Origin of the sequence: Arthrobacter sp. JUb115 (assembly GCF_004365035.1) — a bacterium.
Classification (GTDB): domain Bacteria; phylum Actinomycetota; class Actinomycetes; order Actinomycetales; family Micrococcaceae; genus Glutamicibacter.
This window is the reverse complement of sequence record NZ_SOBS01000004.1, coordinates 243,930-259,899: the sequence shown is the minus strand read 5'-3', so window position 1 is coordinate 259,899 and position 15,970 is coordinate 243,930. Positions and strand designations below refer to the sequence as shown.

Annotated in this window: 13 protein-coding genes; 6 read left to right on the top strand and 7 right to left on the bottom strand. The window is 63.9% G+C overall.

Annotation, left to right across the window (positions count from 1 at the left end):
- Nucleotides 1-105 precede the first annotated feature (105 nt).
- Together EDF61_RS09050 and EDF61_RS09045 are read left to right on the top strand one after the other, a co-directional pair.
- A complete protein-coding gene (locus tag EDF61_RS09050) occupies nucleotides 106-804 on the top strand; it encodes a maleylpyruvate isomerase family mycothiol-dependent enzyme (RefSeq protein WP_105656504.1) in 699 nt (232 codons plus the stop codon).
- A 93-nt stretch (nucleotides 805-897) separates the two neighbouring features.
- Nucleotides 898-1,953 carry a CobW family GTP-binding protein gene (locus tag EDF61_RS09045; protein ID WP_133833868.1) on the top strand — a complete coding sequence of 352 codons (1,056 nt, stop codon included), beginning with the start codon at nucleotides 898-900 and terminating at the stop codon, nucleotides 1,951-1,953.
- Nucleotides 1,954-2,412: 459 nt separating this feature from the next.
- Here EDF61_RS09045 and EDF61_RS09040 read toward each other — a convergent pair whose 3' ends face one another.
- The 4 genes from EDF61_RS09040 to EDF61_RS09025 form a co-directional block, all read right to left on the bottom strand.
- On the bottom strand, nucleotides 2,413-3,249 hold the full coding sequence (locus EDF61_RS09040; RefSeq protein WP_105656506.1) for a bifunctional allantoicase/(S)-ureidoglycine aminohydrolase: 837 nt from the start codon (nucleotides 3,247-3,249) through the stop codon (nucleotides 2,413-2,415).
- Nucleotides 3,250-3,259: 10 nt separating this feature from the next.
- Nucleotides 3,260-4,513 carry a DUF6986 family protein gene (locus tag EDF61_RS09035; RefSeq protein ID WP_105656507.1) on the bottom strand — a complete coding sequence of 418 codons (1,254 nt, stop codon included), beginning with the start codon at nucleotides 4,511-4,513 and terminating at the stop codon, nucleotides 3,260-3,262.
- Entirely contained in the window at nucleotides 4,510-6,141 is a 1,632-nt protein-coding gene (gene aceB, locus EDF61_RS09030) for a malate synthase A (RefSeq protein WP_133833867.1), read from the bottom strand. The genes EDF61_RS09035 and aceB overlap by 4 nt, the downstream gene beginning before the upstream one ends.
- Before the next feature lie 79 nt (nucleotides 6,142-6,220).
- Nucleotides 6,221-7,606: an NAD-dependent malic enzyme gene (locus EDF61_RS09025; protein ID WP_133833866.1), complete on the bottom strand. Its 1,386-nt coding sequence runs from the start codon at nucleotides 7,604-7,606 to the stop codon at nucleotides 6,221-6,223.
- Between the two features lie 215 nt (nucleotides 7,607-7,821).
- Here EDF61_RS09025 and EDF61_RS09020 point away from each other — a divergent pair, with 215 nt between their 5' ends.
- A complete protein-coding gene (locus EDF61_RS09020) occupies nucleotides 7,822-8,595 on the top strand; it encodes an IclR family transcriptional regulator (protein WP_105656510.1) in 774 nt (257 codons plus the stop codon).
- 127 nt (nucleotides 8,596-8,722) lie between these two features.
- Here the strand turns inward: EDF61_RS09020 and EDF61_RS09015 are convergent, their stop codons facing one another.
- Nucleotides 8,723-10,576 carry an ABC transporter ATP-binding protein gene (locus tag EDF61_RS09015; protein WP_133833865.1) on the bottom strand — a complete coding sequence of 618 codons (1,854 nt, stop codon included), beginning with the start codon at nucleotides 10,574-10,576 and terminating at the stop codon, nucleotides 8,723-8,725.
- Nucleotides 10,577-11,020: 444 nt separating this feature from the next.
- Between EDF61_RS09015 and EDF61_RS09010 the strand changes: the two genes are divergently transcribed.
- The gene (locus EDF61_RS09010; protein ID WP_105656512.1) at nucleotides 11,021-12,538 is read left to right on the top strand and encodes a cation:dicarboxylate symporter family transporter; all 1,518 of its coding nucleotides are present in this window, start codon (nucleotides 11,021-11,023) and stop codon (nucleotides 12,536-12,538) included.
- A gap of 136 nt (nucleotides 12,539-12,674) precedes the next feature.
- Here the strand turns inward: EDF61_RS09010 and EDF61_RS09005 are convergent, their stop codons facing one another.
- Complete coding sequence (locus EDF61_RS09005) at nucleotides 12,675-13,445, bottom strand: SDR family NAD(P)-dependent oxidoreductase (protein WP_353615983.1); 771 nt, start codon at nucleotides 13,443-13,445, stop codon at nucleotides 12,675-12,677.
- Between the two features lie 89 nt (nucleotides 13,446-13,534).
- Here EDF61_RS09005 and EDF61_RS09000 point away from each other — a divergent pair, with 89 nt between their 5' ends.
- Nucleotides 13,535-14,122, top strand: coding sequence for a TetR family transcriptional regulator (locus tag EDF61_RS09000; RefSeq protein WP_105656514.1), 588 nt, complete (start codon nucleotides 13,535-13,537; stop codon nucleotides 14,120-14,122).
- 13 nt (nucleotides 14,123-14,135) lie between these two features.
- Here EDF61_RS09000 and EDF61_RS08995 read toward each other — a convergent pair whose 3' ends face one another.
- Nucleotides 14,136-14,732 carry a TetR family transcriptional regulator gene (locus EDF61_RS08995; RefSeq protein ID WP_166650755.1) on the bottom strand — a complete coding sequence of 199 codons (597 nt, stop codon included), beginning with the start codon at nucleotides 14,730-14,732 and terminating at the stop codon, nucleotides 14,136-14,138.
- Nucleotides 14,733-14,925: 193 nt separating this feature from the next.
- Between EDF61_RS08995 and EDF61_RS08990 the strand changes: the two genes are divergently transcribed.
- The gene (locus EDF61_RS08990) at nucleotides 14,926-15,954 is read left to right on the top strand and encodes an aldo/keto reductase (protein ID WP_105656516.1); all 1,029 of its coding nucleotides are present in this window, start codon (nucleotides 14,926-14,928) and stop codon (nucleotides 15,952-15,954) included.
- The last annotated feature ends 16 nt before the right edge of the window (nucleotides 15,955-15,970 follow it).

The following is a 15,970-nucleotide window of genomic DNA, read 5'->3' as shown; positions in this document are numbered from 1 at the left end:
CCAGGCACCGCCAGGGCCCGCACGGCGCGGATATGAATCGAGTCGCTTTCGATATCTATGGCGTAACCCGTACTGCTGGAGCGCCCGCGTTGGTAGGGTGACTTCATGATCAATACTGCTCGTTTGCACTCGGACCTGTCACGACTCAACCGCGAAACCGCGATGATGTCGGCCACGATCGAAACCCTGTCCACCGAAGAAATGGCCGCCGCCTCGCTGTGCGAAGGCTGGAGCCGGGCGCAGGTCATTGCGCACTTGGCCTCCAACGGCCGGAGCCTGGTCAAGCTCATCGACTGGGCCACCAGCGGAGAACCGCAGGAGCTCTACGCCTCGCGCGAGGCCCGCGACGCGGAGATCGACGAGCTGGCGGCCCTGCCGCGCGAGGAACTGGTCAAGAAGTTCCAGGACGCCGCCGCATACTTCGCCGAGCAGTGCGAACGGCTCAGCGGCGAACTGGCCGTGGAAGAGGTGGACCTTCACGGCAAGATCATTCCGGCGACCTCCATCGTGGCCCTGCGCATCTCAGAGGTGGTCATCCACCACCATGATCTGGATACCGCGTGGACCATCGAGGAAGCCGATCCGGATTCCCAGGAGAACGCCGTCGAGGCCGCCGTGCGGACTATGCGCGTGAAGAACGCTCCGGGCATGACGCTGGTGACCGAAGAGGGCGACGAATGGGTCATCGGCGATGGCGCGCTGAAGGTGCGCTCGGACCGCGAAGGCTTGATCGAATGGCTGGCCCGCGGCCAGGCCCGGCATATCGAGGCCGATGGCCCGATTCCGGTTTTGCCTTCCTGGTAACCATCTTCTGGCAGGCGTGTCAGCACGCGGCAACGGTTGGCCCTGCAAGGAGAATGGATTCGGCCCGCTTGTCGAAGTGAAAAGGAGCCGGCATTGATCCCTGTCATCGTGCTCACCGGATATCTGGGTGCAGGCAAGACCAGCCTGCTCAACCGCTTGCTGACCCGCCCGGGTACCCGCGTCGGGGTCATCATCAACGACATCGGCAAGGTCAACGTGGATACCGGGCTGATCACCGGCCAGATCGATGCGGCCGAATCCATTGCCGGCGGCTGCGTTTGCTGCCTGTCCGATAGCAGCGGCCTGGACGAGCTGCTGGAGAAGCTGGGCCAGCCGAAGCTGCGCCTGGATGCCATCATCGTGGAGGCCAGCGGCGCGGCCGACCCGCTGAACGTGGATCGGCTGCTGCGTTTCGGCAAGGCCCACGGGGTACGCTTCGGCGGCATCATCGACGTGATCGACGCGGTGGAGCATGAGCACACCGTGGATACCGCGGCGATGGCCCCGGCCCGCTTCAGCGCCACCAGCATGGCGGTGGTCAACAAGCTGGACCGCATTGCCCCGGAACACCGCGACGCGGTCCTGGCCAGGATCAGCGGACGGATCCGCGAAATCAACCCGCACGTTGCCATCATCCCGGCGTCGCACGCCGCCATAGACCCCGAGCTGGTCTTCGACATCGCCCTGAACGAAGACCCGATCGACGAGTTGCCGTTGGCGGCTGCCTCCCGCCCGCACCACGACCACGAGCATGCTTCGCACGCCAACGCGGTGACGGTGCGCTGCCCCGAGGCCGCGGATCCGGGTGCCATCTTGGACCTGCTGGAGCACCCGCCTGCTGCGGCCTACCGGCTCAAGGGGCATGTGAAGCTGCGCACCGATCGCGGCGCGCAGCGCTTCCTGGTCAACATGGTCGGGCGGCAGATCCATTTCGCGAAAGCAGCGGCCCACAGCGATCCGGCCAATGACGCGCTGGTCGCCGTGGGAATGAACTTGGACGAGGAAGCGGTTGGCGCGGCATTAGCGGCCGCCTTGGAACCAGCACGACTTGATCCTTCGCCGGGAAATCTCACCCGTTTGGAACGGCGGTTGATTTTGAGCAGCGATGCAGCAGATGCTCCGGCCAAGGTTGACGCTGAAGAGTTCTAGCTGCTGCGGCACTGATGCCTGCGAGTTGGCAACGAGGGCATCCGCTGCCCCGTCTCGACCTGCAACATCGAGCCGCGTTCGCATCCAGTTCGCGCCCGGTGCATAGGGGCACGTCCCAAACAGGCCAAGCCTTCGGAAATAACTCAAGTGCTGCCCGCGACTCCAGTGATGAGTCCCAATTCCAACCCGTCCAACGTTGGACGATTCCGTGCTCCCCGCGATTGCCGGGATGACGCCCGGTATTGCCGATGGTTTCGATGAGCGGTTCCAAGTGATCCTTGGATCTTCACGAAACAGCCCCGGGTCGCCAAAACCGAAGGCCGCATCCCGCGCGACCCTGCCGTCAGCCCACCATGTCCGAGCAAAAGAAACATCACTGGAACATGAAATGGACACGGTGCGCCGATGGCCGGCGGGTCAGCGCGGGGTGCGGCCCCGGCAGTCTCTGGAAATGAACGCTTACAACGCGATCTGGCGGTTCTGGTCCTTGTAGAGCAGGTACCGGAAGTTCTCCGGGCCGCCGGCGTAGCAAGCCTGCGGGCAGAAGGCGCGCAGTGACATGTAGTCCCCGGCTTCGACCTCGACCCAGTCGCCATTCATCCGGTACACGCCCTTGCCTTCAAGCACGTACAGGCCATGCTCCATGACGTGGGTTTCGGCGAACGGGATGGATGCGCCCGGTTCGAAGGTCACGATATTCACGCCGAAGTCGAAGGCCACGTCGTTGGGATCGAGCATGCGGGTGGTGCGCCACTTGCCATCGGTGCCCGGCATCGGGCCAGGTTCGATGTCGCGCTCATTGCCCACCACGGGAGCCGGTGCGGCGACGCCTTCAAGCACTTCGTAGCGCTTGCGCAGCCAGTGGAAGCTGGTGGTCTCGGTGCCGTCATTGCGGGCGGACCACGTAGCGCCGGCTGGCAGGTAGGCGAAGCCGCCGTCCACCAGCACATGTTCGGTGCCCTCGATGAGAAGGGTCAGCTGCCCGGTGAGCACGAAGATGAATCCCTGCACCTGGGCCTGCGGCTCCGGCTTGGTGGCGCCGCCGCCCGGGGCAACTTCCACGATGGCTTGGGAGAAGGTGGTGGCCCCGCCGGCGACCGGGCGGTTGAGCACCCAGGCACGGGTGTTGGTCCACTCGGGGAAGACGCTGGTGACGATGTCGCGCAGCACGCCCTTGGGGATCACGGTATAGGCCTCGGTGACGATGGCCCGGTCGGTGAGCAGATCGCTCTGCGGCGGGTGGCCGCCGAAGTCCGAGTAGTACGACGAGGAGTTCTGGATGGCTGGAACAGTCATGGTGTTGTCCTTAGGCGTGGGAGCGGTTCAAGGCGATCGCCTCGAGTTCGGGCAGGGTGATCTGGGCTAGTTCGGTGACCTCGTCGGCGCTGACCGCACCGCAGGCCACCCCGCGGTGGATGTAGCGGGCCAGGGCCCGTGCGGTGGCCGGCTCGTCCATGATGGCCGAGTTGATCTGGTGGACGTAGTTGCGCAACCGGGTTCCGGCTGCCTGCAGGCCTTCGCGGAAGAAGGCGAAGGTGGCCAGGTAACGGGTGACCAGCTGATTCTCGTGCATGTCCCAGCCCTGGTAGATGCCGCGGGACAGGTGGCGGGAGACCAGGCGGGCGTGCAGTTCCCAGGCGGCCGCAATGTTCTCCGGGTCGCCGGCCGGGATGATGTTGGTGGAGCCGTCGGACAGTTCCACCCCGGTGCCGGCTACGGCCACCTGCATGACGTCCTTGGCGAAGTCCGCTACCGGGTGCTCCATGGACTGGTATCCGGCGGCCACGCCCAGCGACGCGGAGTAGTCGTAGGTTCCGTAGTGCAGCGAGGATACCCGGCCCTTGCCCGAGGCGATCAGCTGGGCCACCGGATGGGTTCCGTTGGCGGCCAGGATGACCTGCGGGGTTTCCACCTGCACTTCGAAGCGGATGCGTCCGGCTTCCAGCCCGTGGGCTTCTTCCAGCTTCTCGGCCAGGTAGACCATGGACTCGACCTGGGCCACGGTGGTCACCTTGGGCAGGGTCAGGCGCAGGCCCTCGGGCAGCGGACCGTTGGCCAGAAGCCGGGTGATGAACAGGTCCAGGGTGCGGATCCCGCGGGCCCGGGTGGGTGCTTCGAAGCATTTGAAGCGGATGCCGATGCAGGCCGGGGCTTTGCCGGCGGCCACCGCGGCGGATACCGAGTCGGCCGCGGCAAGCACTGCGGCGTCCTCCTCGGCATCCGTGCGGTTGCCGTAGCCGTCCTCGAAATCGAGGCGCAGATCTTCGATGGGTTCGCTTGCCAGCTTCGCGCCAACCAGTTCCGCCAAGCGCTCTGGTTCGGCCAGCTTGAGCTTGGCCGCCAAGGCGGATAGGCCAATCAGTCCTCCGGCAGTGGCTACTGCGTTGTGGCCCCAACGTTCTGGGAGGTCCACGGTGTACTTGTCCCCGGGGACGTACACGGTATGGATCGGCTGGCGGGCTCCGGTATCCCCCGGGTAGGAGGTTTCCAGCAGCCGGTCGGTGGCGGCCAGCTTTGCTTCTACGCTGGCAAGCGTGGACTCATCGAAGGTGTTGCTCATGGCTTGGTCACGTATTCCTTTTCCAAGAGTTCGTAGGCTGGGGTGGTGAGGAAGTCCGCGAAATCCTCGTCCTTGCCGCTGGTCAGTTTCGCGATCAGTTCCGCTGCCGGCTGGTAGTAGGCGTTGAAGTGCTCTTCATTGTCGACCTCCGCGCGCAGGCGTTCAACCTCTTCGGCGAGAATGCCAGCAACCAGTTCGGCGGTGATGGTGTTGCCGGTGTCGGCGGCGACCACCTGGTTGCGGATCTGCTGCCAGATCTGCGAGCGCGAGATCTCCGCGGTGGCGGCGTCTTCCATCAGGTTGTGGATGGCGACCGCGCCGTTGCCCGAGAGCCACACGGCCACGTAGTTCACGGCCACGTAGAGGTTGGCGCGCACGCCGGCCTCGGTGACATCGCCAGGAGCGCTGGCCACGTCCAGCAGCTGGGCCGCGGTGACCTCGACCTCCGGGCGCTGGCGGCCGATCTGGTTCGGCTTCTCGCCGAGCTTCGCGTCGAAAATCTCCTTGCACAGCTCAACCAGGTCAGGGTGGGCGACCCAGGATCCGTCGAATCCGTCGTTGGCCTCACGGGACTTGTCCTCGCGGACCTTGTCGAAGGCGGCGGCGGTAACTTCTGGTTCGCGGCGGTTCGGGATGAACGCCGCCATGCCGCCCATGGCGAAAGCCCCGCGCTTGTGGCAGGTCTTGACCAGCAGCTCGGTGTAGGCGCGCATCATCGGCGCGGTCATCGATACGGCCGAGCGGTCGGGCATGATGAACGCTTCGCCGGCTTCGCGGAAGGTCTTGATGATGGAGAACAGGTAGTCCCAGCGGCCCGCGTTCAGGCCAGAGGCGTGCTCGCGCAGCTCGTAGAGGAATTCCTCCATCTGGAAGGCGGCCGGGATGGTCTCGATGAGCATGGTGGCGCGCACGGTTCCGTGGGCGATGCCCAGCTCGGCCTGGGCGAAGGTGAAGACCTCGTTCCACAGGCGCGATTCCAGGTAGTGCTCCATCTTCGGCAGGTAGTAGAACGGGCCCTGCCCCGATTCGGCGAGCACCTTGGCATTGTGGAAGAAGTGCAGGCCGAAGTCGACCAGTGCACCGACCGCCGGATTGCCGTCGATGAGCACATTGTTCTCCGGCAGGTGCCAGCCGCGGGGGCGGACCACCACGACCGCGCGCGGGGCGTCGGTGCGCAGCGCGTAGGACTTGCCGGTTTTCGCATCGGTGAAGGCCAAGGTGCCCCGGGCGGCGGCCGAGAGATTGGAGATCGCATCGATGACATTGAACCAGCTCGGAGTGGAAGCATCTTCCAGGTCGGCCAGCCAGACCTTGGCGCCGGAGTTCAGCGCGTTGATGGCCATCTTGGCCGGGGAGGCCGGGCCGGTGATCTCCACGCGGCGGTCGCGCAGCGCCTCTGGGGCTTCGGCGACCTTCCAGTCGCCGGTGCGCACGGATTCGGTCTGCGGATCGAAGTCGATGGACTTGGCATCGGAGAACTGCTGGCGGCGCACGCCGCGTGCGGCCAGCAGCTGATCGCGGGTGCCAGCGAACTTCTGGTGCAGCTTCTCGATGAAGGCCAGCGCTTCGCCCGAGAGGATCTGCTGGGCATCGGCGGCGTCGGGGATGCTGGTGATTTCAATACTCATGGGTTGTTCCTTAACTTCTTGTGCTCTGTTCCAATGAAGGGTGCGTTGACATGCACCCTAAGGTCTTGCTGCGCAGCGCCTACTTGGCGGCGGCTGCGTCCTGCACTGCCATGGCCACATCGGAGGCGACCTGTGGGTCGAATACCGACGGGATGATGAATCCGGGGTTCAGCTCTGATTCGCTGACCCGCGCGGCAATGGCGTCCGCGGCGGCCAAGAGCATGGCGTCGGTGATCTCGGTGACGCCTGCATCCAGCAGCCCGCGGAAGAAACCTGGGAATGCCAGGACGTTGTTGATCTGGTTGGGGAAGTCGCTGCGCCCGGTGGCGACCACCGCCGCGTGGCGGCCGGCCAGTTCCGGGTCCACCTCGGGATCCGGGTTGGCCATGGCGAAGACGATGGCGCGCTCGTTCATGGCGGCGATATCGGCTTCGTCCAGCACGTTCGGGGCCGAGACGCCGATGAAGACATCCGCGCCGGCGATGGCTTCCTTCAGGGTGCCGGTGAAGTTCTGCGGATTGGTGTTTTCCGCCAGCCAGGTGCGGTGCGCATCGGCGTAGGCTTCGTTGCGGGTGATCGCGCCATTGCGTCCGCAGGCGATGATGTTCTGCGCGCCGCGGGCCATGAGCAGCTGGATGATCGCGTTGCCGGCCGCGCCGACCCCGGAGACCACGATGCGCAGGTCCTCGATCTTCTTGTCCACGACCTTCACCGCGTTGAGCAGCGCGGCCAGGGTGACAATTGCGGTGCCGTGCTGGTCGTCGTGGAAGACCGGGATGTCCAGTTCTTCGCGCAGCCGGGCCTCGATTTCGAAGCAGCGCGGGGCGGCGATGTCTTCGAGGTTCACCCCGCCGTAGACCGGTGCCAGGGCCTTGACGATCATGATGATCTCCTCGGTGTCCTGGGTGTCCAGGCAGACCGGCCAGGCATCGACATCGGCGAACTGCTTGAACAGCGCCGCCTTGCCTTCCATGACCGGCAGGGCTGCAGCCGGGCCGATATTGCCCAGCCCCAGCACGGCCGAGCCGTCGGTGACCACGGCGATGGTGTTGCGCTTGACCGTCAGGTTGCGCGCATCGGCAGGGTTCTCGGCGATGGCCATGCAGACGCGGGCGACACCCGGGGTGTAGGCGCGGGAGAGGTCATCGCGGTTGCGCAGGGCGACCTTGGGGGTCACCGAGAGCTTGCCGCCAAGGTGCATCAGGAAGGTGCGGTCCGAGACGTTGCGCACGCTCACGCCATCGAGGCTATCCAGCGCCGCGCGCACGGTCTCGCCGTGGGCCACGTCGGTGGTGTTGCAGGAAACGTCCACCACCATGTGGGTGTGGTTGGACTCGGTGACATCCAGGGCGGTGATGTGCGCGCCGGCCGAACCGACCGCGCCGGCCAGCTCGCTGGTCGCGGTAATCGACGCAGGTGTCTGGACGCGAAGCGTGAGTGAATATCCCGGGCTTGGTGCTGCCATCTGATCCTCCTGTAAAAGTTTCCGTATAGTGGATACTATTATCCTCAAAATGAAAATGCAAGAGTGTTTTGTGGCGCCCGGCACGATTTTTGCCGAGTTAATATCGGATCGTGGAAGAAAAGCCTGATTCTGCGCTATTCTTGGGACTAGGATTTCGCATCGTAGAAGTAATGCGTAGCCCTCTTCCGAAACCAGTGCCTTTATTAGGAGCAAAGATGACGCAGACTTCCAGCAAGTCCACCACCGGCGGCGTCCAGTCCGTCGAACGTGCTTTCGAGCTCCTGGAAGTCATCGCCCGTGCCGGCGGAGAAGCCGCGCTCAGCGAGCTTGCCGCCGATACTCCCCTGCCATTGCCGACCATCCACCGCCTGCTGCGCACCCTGGTCGGAGTGGGCTACGTGCGCCAGCTGCCCAACCGCCGCTATTCACTGGGCCCGCGGCTGATCCGGCTGGGCGAGGTAGCCAACCGCCAGCTGGGCGCCTTGGCCTCCCCTGCGCTGAAGGATCTGGTCGCGAAGCTGGGCGAATCGGCGAATATCGCGGTGCTCGACGGAGACATGGTCACCTACATTGCCCAGGTGCAGTCAGCCCACTCGATGCGCATGATCACCGAAGTCGGACGCCGCGCCATGCTGCACAATTCCGGGGTCGGCAAGGCCGTGCTCTCGGTGCTGGATGACGAGCGCGTGCAGCGTTTGGTCTCGCAGGCGGGCATGCCCCCGAAGACCGCGAACACCATCACCACCCTGGGCAAGCTGTTCACCGATGTCGAGGCCACCCGCGAACGCGGCTACGCCATCGACGAGGAAGAGCAGGAACTAGGGGTTCGCTGCATCGCCGTGCCAGTACCGGGCGCGCCAACGCCGATGGCCATCTCGGTTTCCGGGCCGGTGACCCGCGTTGACGAGGCCTTCATCGACAGCGCGGTGCCGGTATTGCAGGAGGCGGCCCGCGAGCTGGGACGCCAGCTGGTGGCCGCGGCGGACTAGCCGCGCTTGGCGATTCCGGCACGCAAGCAAAGATGCCCGCCTGGGCAGTCGATGGCATCGACCGCCCAGGCGGGCATCTCAGTTCGCGCTGCTGCCGGAACACCTATGGAGCCGGCGAACAGGCGTGCTACTGCGCGAACTGGGTTTCGTGCAGCTCGCTATAGCGCCCGCCGAAGGCCAGCAGCTCGCTGTGGGTTCCGCGCTCGACGATGCGCCCGCCCTCCACGACCAGGATCTGGTCCGCCGAGCGGATGGTCGACAGGCGGTGGGCAATGATCAGCGCCGTGCGGTCTGCCAGCGCCTCGCCCAGCGCCGCCTGCACCGCCGCTTCATTCGACGAGTCCAGGGCCGCCGTCGCCTCATCCAGGATGACTACCTGGGGTGCTGCCAGCAGCAGACGGGCAATGGTCATGCGCTGGCGTTCGCCACCGGAAAGCCGGTAGCCCCGCTCGCCCACCACGGTATCCAGGCCATCGGGCAAGGAAGCGATCACCGGCTTCAGCCGGGCACGCTCCAGCGCCTCCCAGATCTGCTTTTCGGTCGCTTCGGGCCGGGCCAGCGTCAGGTTGGAGCGGATGCTCTCGTGGAAGAGGTGCCCGTCCTGGGTCACCATGGACACCGTCGAACGCAGCGAATCGAGCTCAAGCTGGCGGATATCCTCGCCGGCCAGTTCAACACTGCCCGAATCCACGTCGTACAGGCGCGCCAGCAGCGAGGCGATGGTGGACTTGCCCGCACCCGAGGAGCCGACCAGCGCGTAGGTTTGGCCCGCGGGGATCTCGAAGTCGATATCATGCAGGACCTCTTCGCCGCCGCGGGTGTCCAGGATGGCTACTTCTTCCAGCGAAGCCAGCGAGACCTTGTCGGCGCTCGGGTAGGAGAAACTCACGTGGTTGAATCTCACCGGCACCGCCCCGGCCTCGAGTCGGCGGGCGTTCGGGGCATCGGCAATCAGCGGCTCCAAGTCCAGCACCTCGAAGACGCGGTCGAAGCTGACCAGCGCGCTGGTGATTTCCACGCGCGCGTTGGCCAGTGCGGTCAGCGGCGTGTAGAGGCGGGTGAGCAGCATGCCCAGGACCACCACGTCGCCGGCGGCCAGATCACCGCGCACCGCGTACATGCCGCCCAGACCGTAGACCAGGGCGAGGGCCAGGGCCGCAACCAGGGTCAGCGCGGCGACGAAGTAGAACTGGCGCATGGCCATCTTGACGCCGATATCCCGCACCTTGCCGGCACGCAGCGCGAACTGCTCGGACTCGTCCTTGGGACGGCCGAAAAGCTTGATCAAGGTGGCGCCGGGGGCGGAGAAGCGCTCGGTCATCTGGTTGCCCATGGTCGCGTTCAGGTCCGCGGATTCACGGCGCAGCAGGGCCACGGACCTGCCGAAATGGCGGGCGGGCAAGAGGAAAATCGGCAGCAGCACCAGAGCGATCAGCGTGACCTGCCACGAGGTGGTGAACATGACCGCAGCGGTGAGCACCAGCGCCACGGTATTGGAGACCAGCCCGGAAAGGGTTCCGGCGAAGGCGGATTGCGCGCCGATGACATCATTGTTCAAGCGGCTGACCAGCGCACCGGTCCTGGTGCGCGAGAAGAATGCCACCGGCATCTTCTGCACATGGTCGAAGACTGCGGTGCGCAGGTCATAGATGATGCCCTCGCCCAAGCGCGAGGAGAACCAGCGGACCACTACGGACACCACCGCATCCAGGATCGCGATCCCCGCCATGACCAGAGCCAAGTTGATGATCGTCCGCACCCCGGATTGCGCGACGACTTCGTCGACCACCCGTCCAGCGAGCACCGGGGTGATCACGGCCAGGACTGCGGCGAAGATGGAGAAGACGACGAAGACCAGCAGCCGGGACTTGTAGCTGGCTGCGAACTTCAGCACTCGCTTAGGCGTGGTTGGAGCGTAGGCCTTGCCCTTGTCTCCTGACAGCTTCCATAGCGAATGCCAGGCGGCGCTTTCCATGCTCATAAGTGAGTGCTCTCAATCCTGCTGGAAGTAATCGGTGGGTTCCACCTTTGTCCATGATCCCAGTAAGCCATCCGCGACTTCCAGGTAGGGTCAGCTTACGGCGGCCAGCCCGGGCGACACAGCCCGATTGCCCGACGCGCAATAACCGGGATCCCTGCATCAAGAACAGCGGTACCCCCGGGTTCATTCCTCGCCGGCCCCGCGCGGCACAGCACGAGCCCCCGATGGCGCGTGACACGCCCAACGCTGCCGCCATCGGCACAGCGGTACTCGGAGCCAGATAAATGCCTATCAAACACGGATTAATTCCATAATCCAGAAGGAATCCATTCCGCATAACGAAATTATCTTTTTTCATTGCGGAATATTGTGACGTGCCTTACAGTTGACACCATCCAAGCCACGGGCACATACCTCGGAGCGAGTCCATCCTCAGGAGCAGCCATGAAAATCAAATCCGCAGACGACTTCCGGGTCGCTGAGCCAACCCCCAAGAAACCTTTCTACACTTCCCTGTTCTTCCAGCTTGGCGTCGCAATCGTCGCCGGCGTCTTGATCGGCCACTTCCTGCCGAAGGTCGGATCCGAGTTGCGCCCGCTGGGCGACGGATTCATCATGCTGATCAAGATGATCATCGCCCCGCTGATCTTCCTGGTGATTGTCACCGGCATTGCGGCGGTGGGCGATGTCAAGGCAGTGGGACGCGTTGGCGTCAAGGCATTGGTCTACTTCACCTGCGCCACACTCTTCGCCCTGGTCTTCGGCCTGATCATTGCCAACCTCTTCCAGCCAGGCGCCGGGTTGAACATCGACCCGTCATCCCTCGACGCCGGGGCCATCGAAGAGAAATCCGGAGAGGCCAAGGGGGCCGCCGACTTCATCCTGGGAATCATCCCGGTCAGCGTCATCGGCGCCTTCGCGGATAATAACTTGCTGCAGGTGTTGTTCTTCTCGGTCTTCTTCGGCGCAGCCATCGTGGTGGTCGGCCAGGAACGCTGCGCACCACTGCTCGCGGTGTTCGAGAACGTCCTGGAGCTGATCTTCAAGGTCATGAGCTGGGTCATGCGGGTCGCACCCCTGGGTGCCTTCGGCGCCATGGGCTTCATCATCGGCCAATACGGCATCGAGACACTGGGCACCTATGCGAAATTAATTCTCGCCTGCTACGCCGCGGCCCTGCTGTTCATCGGCATCCTCTTCCTGATCGCCTGGGGATTTGCCCGGGTTCCGCTGTGGCAATTCATCAAGTACACCCGCGAGGAATTCCTGCTGGCCCTGGGCACCGCATCAACCGAGTCGGTGATGCCTCGCATCATGACCAAGCTGACCAACGCCGGATGCTCCCGCGCCACCACCGGCTTGGTGGTCCCGACCGGATATTCCTTCAACCTCGACGGTGCGGCCATCTACTTGTCCATCTCGCTGCTGTTCCTGGCCCAGGCGTTCGGCCACAATCTCAGCTTTGGCCAGCAGCTTGCCGCCCTGGGCATCCTGCTGCTGACTTCCAAGGGCATGGCCGGCGTCCCTGGATCCTCGTTCTTGGCCCTATCGGCGACGGCAGCCGCCCTGGGCATCTTCCCGGTGGCCGGCGTGGCCCTGTTGCTGGGCGCGGACCGCATCATGGATTCGATGCGCGTTGCCGTGAACCTGCTGGGCAACTGCGTGGCCACCTTCGTGGTCGCCAAATGGGAAGGGCAGTTCGACCGCGAGGCAATGAAGCGCGCCTTCGCCGGGGAAATCACCAATGAGGACTCGGCCCGCATGCTCGGACGCGATGAGGAATGGGAAGCCATGGAGGCCGAACGCGTAGCCAACGGCGGCCAGCCTTCACCGAAGTTCGGCGGTGGCCCCACCCCGGAGGCCCTGCTCAAGTTCGATATGAGCCCGGCAACCGAAGCCGAAGCAGCTGCGGCCACGCAAAAAAGCTACCCCGATGAGGAACGCGCAGAAGCGCGCAGCTGAGTCAGGCGGTTGCCGCACGGAAAACTGCGGGGACCTTGAGAGCTAATCGGCCGGGGTGCACTGGAGCTTTCCAGTGCACCCCGGCCGATGGCCGTTCCACCTGCTGGCAGGGAAACTCGTCTCCAGGCAGGCCTTGCTAGATGGCGCTCCAGCCGGTATCTGAAGCCAGGACCACGCCGTTGATGTTGGTGCTGTCCTCGCTGAGCAGGAAGGTGATCGAGGCGGCGAGCTGGCTTGCGGTAGCCATGCCCGGAATGATGCCCATCAGCGGAGGGATTACCTGCTGGGCAAATTCGGAGGCCATTGGAGCCTCGATATTGGTCTGCACCGCACCCGGAGCCACTGCGTTGAAACGCAGCCCCTTCTTGCCGTACATGACAGCCGAGTTCTTGGTCATGCCGATGACCGCGTGCTTCGAGGCCGTGTATGCGACGCCGGCGGCCGAGCCGCGCAGGCCAGCTTCCGAAGCCACATTGACCACGTTGCCCTGGCCGGCCTCGAGCATCAGCGGGACCACCGAACGGGTCAGCTTCAGAACGGAATTGACGTTCACATTCATGACCCGTTCCCAGGTCGAGTCCTCGATCTCGTGGATCGGCTCGAACTTGTCCATAATGCCGGCGACGTTGGCCAGCGCATCGATCCGCCCCTCGCCAGCTGCCACTACCTGGTCCACTACCGCTTGGTCGGTGATGTCGCCGGCCACAACGGCAACGTCCAGATCCGGGTTCTCGGCAACAAGCTCATCGAGCCGTTCGCGGCTGATGTCCGCGGCGATCACCTTGCCGCCTTCCTTGGCCACGCGCAGCGCGGTGGCCTTGCCGATGCCCGAACCGGCGCCAGTGACCACCACTGTCTTGCCGGCAAAACGTTCTGCGGTGACCTTTTCCTGCCATGCGTTTTCCATGCCCATAACCGTTCCTTCTGGTTGCCGATGAATTGGTAGTTTCATGTTATGACACACTGTGTCTTAACTCAATGGGCCATAATTGGGATATGCCTGACACCCGAGATTCCGTTGCCACGCACCTGCCTGGGCGCCCGCAGTCCATTGATCCCGACTCCGTGGCCCGCACCGCCCTGGCGCTCTTCGCCAAGCATGGCTATGGCGAAGTCTCGATGGCGCAAATTGCCGAAGAAGCGGGAATCGGACGCAAGAGCCTCTACCGCTATTTCGCTTCCAAGGCGGATTTGGTGTGGGGCGGCCTGCTGGAAGCTTCGGCCATTTCAGACGGCGCCTTCGCCTCGGCGAAGCAGGAGGGCCACGACCTGGTGGGTGCCATGCACGCTGCTGCGGTGGCAGCTTTCGATTCGCTGCCGGATCCGGAGGTCACGCGAGGACGCCTGAGGCTTATCGCTGACCAGCCCGAGCTCCTGGCCCAGGCCTCGATGCGGATGGGCAAGGACAACGAGCGGGTGCTGCGGCATTTCTCGGAAGGCGGGGTCAGCGCGCAGACGGCGCCCTATCTGGCGCTGGCCTTCGGCACGGTGACTTTTGCAGCATGGATCAGCTGGGCGCAATCTGCTGACCCCAGCCCGGAACCGTACTTGGCCGAGGCGATCAAGGTGCTTCGCTTGCCGTAGCCTGTAGCGGTTGCTAGCGCTTCTCCGCCCATTTGTCATCGATCATGGCCGCGAAGTCGAAGGCTTCATCGAGGATCTCGCGAAGTGTACTGCCCGCCGTCCCAACCCAACGGGTCAGTGCATGGTCGTAAAGGGCCAGACCCAGCAACGCGGCGGTTTCAGCCAGCCGCTGGTTCGCGCAGAACGGCGACAGCGCCTGGGCCAGCGCTACCTGCTGCTCTCGCCGGGATTCCTGCCAGCTGGCCCGGAGCGCAGGGGTGCTCCTGACCAGCTCAATGCGGCCCTGCATCGCCACCGGATCCTGCTCAGCGAATACTACTGCCGATTCAAAGCTGCGGCGCAAAAGCTCCAACAAGCTCTCGCCCGGATGCGAAGACATGGAGCTGGCCATGTCGGAGAAGTGCGCGGTCATGGAACGCAACGCAGTAACTACCGCGTCCTCTTTTGACGAGAAGTACCGGAAGAACGTGGCACGGGATATTCCGATTGCCTGGGCTGCCTGCTGGGCGGTGACGTTCTCCATGCCGCGTTCGGCGAACACGGCATAAACCTGTTCCGCCAACTCGACTTTCATCTTTTCGCGCACTCGATCGCGAACCACGCTTCCCATGGCAAGAATTTTACTCTGAGATTCAAGGGCAGAAGTGAGACACAGTCTCTTTATGCTGGTCATTGCCACTTTAGCTACGGTGTGTCGTTTCGGCCGCAGTTCACGGAACTCAATAAATCACGGAACATGATGACCGCTGAATCCTGCTTCGCTAGGCTCAAGAAGAGAGAAACTGACTACTCGAAGGACCACCATGGCACAGCAGATCGCAAACAGCATCGACCTCGGCCAGGGGTTGGAAGCCACCTCGCAGGGTTTTGGTTGCATGTCCCTGAGCGGGCCCTACGGATCGGCCGACGATGCCGAATCCCTGCGCACCTTGAACCATGTTCTTGATCGCGGCGTCACGTTCCTGGATACCGCCAACATCTACGGCGAAGGGCACAACGAAACCCTGCTCTCGCAGGTGCTCAAAACCCGTCGCGGCGAAGTCACCCTGGCAACCAAGGCGGGCATCGTGCGTCCGAAGAATCCGGGAGACCCACGCGCTAATGGCGACCCGGACTTCATCAAGAAATGCATGGATGCGAGCCTGCAGCGGCTGGGCGTAGACCACGTTGACCTGTACTACTACCACCGGGTGGATTCCCGGGTGCCAATCGAGGAGACTGTCGGAGCCTACAAGGAGCTAGTCGAAGCAGGGAAGGCCCGGCACATCGGCTTGTCCGAAGTGACTTCCGAGGAGCTGCGCCGAGCCCACAAGGTGCATCCAATTTCCGCGATCCAGATGGAGTACTCGATTTTCAGCCGGGACATCGAAAGATGGCTCTTGCCAGCCGCCAGTGAACTCGGCGTGGGCCTGGTGACCTACGCGTCGCTGGGTCGCGGGTACTTCACCGGAGAAGTTGATTCCCTGCAGCAGCTTGAAGCCAACGACATCCGCCATAACTTCCCGCGCTTCGAAGCGGCCCGCATGCAGCACAACCATCCATTGCGGCAAGTCATCGCGGAGGTGGCCCAGCGCGAAGGTGTTTCAACCGCCCAGGTGTCACTGGCGTGGGTTTATGAAAAAGCACGCGCATTCAATGTGGCCGTCTCCCCGATTCCGGGGACCCGCTTCAGCGCGCACTTCGAGGATAATCTGGGGGCGCTGGATGTCCGCTTATCCCTGGAATCAATGTCGCAGCTGGATGCCTTGGCTGCCCAGGTGGACGGTGAGCGCCAAAAGGACGTGATGTCGGTGTCCAAGGGCCGTGAAGAGGTGCAGATGGCCCGGATGTAGCTTCGCTGATCGCTAC

Coding starts and splice junctions, on each gene's coding strand:
- EDF61_RS09050 (WP_105656504.1), top strand. CDS start 106: ATGATCAATACTGCTCGTTTGCACTCGGACCTGTCACGACTCAACCGC.
- EDF61_RS09040 (WP_105656506.1), bottom strand. CDS start 3,249: ATGACTGTTCCAGCCATCCAGAACTCCTCGTCGTACTACTCGGACTTC.
- EDF61_RS09035 (WP_105656507.1), bottom strand. CDS start 4,513: ATGAGCAACACCTTCGATGAGTCCACGCTTGCCAGCGTAGAAGCAAAG.
- aceB (WP_133833867.1), bottom strand. CDS start 6,141: ATGAGTATTGAAATCACCAGCATCCCCGACGCCGCCGATGCCCAGCAG.
- EDF61_RS09025 (WP_133833866.1), bottom strand. CDS start 7,606: ATGGCAGCACCAAGCCCGGGATATTCACTCACGCTTCGCGTCCAGACA.
- EDF61_RS09020 (WP_105656510.1), top strand. CDS start 7,822: ATGACGCAGACTTCCAGCAAGTCCACCACCGGCGGCGTCCAGTCCGTC.
- EDF61_RS09015 (WP_133833865.1), bottom strand. CDS start 10,576: ATGAGCATGGAAAGCGCCGCCTGGCATTCGCTATGGAAGCTGTCAGGA.
- EDF61_RS09010 (WP_105656512.1), top strand. CDS start 11,021: ATGAAAATCAAATCCGCAGACGACTTCCGGGTCGCTGAGCCAACCCCC.
- EDF61_RS09005 (WP_353615983.1), bottom strand. CDS start 13,445: ATGGAAAACGCATGGCAGGAAAAGGTCACCGCAGAACGTTTTGCCGGC.
- EDF61_RS09000 (WP_105656514.1), top strand. CDS start 13,535: ATGCCTGACACCCGAGATTCCGTTGCCACGCACCTGCCTGGGCGCCCG.
- EDF61_RS08995 (WP_166650755.1), bottom strand. CDS start 14,732: ATGGGAAGCGTGGTTCGCGATCGAGTGCGCGAAAAGATGAAAGTCGAG.
- EDF61_RS08990 (WP_105656516.1), top strand. CDS start 14,926: ATGGCACAGCAGATCGCAAACAGCATCGACCTCGGCCAGGGGTTGGAA.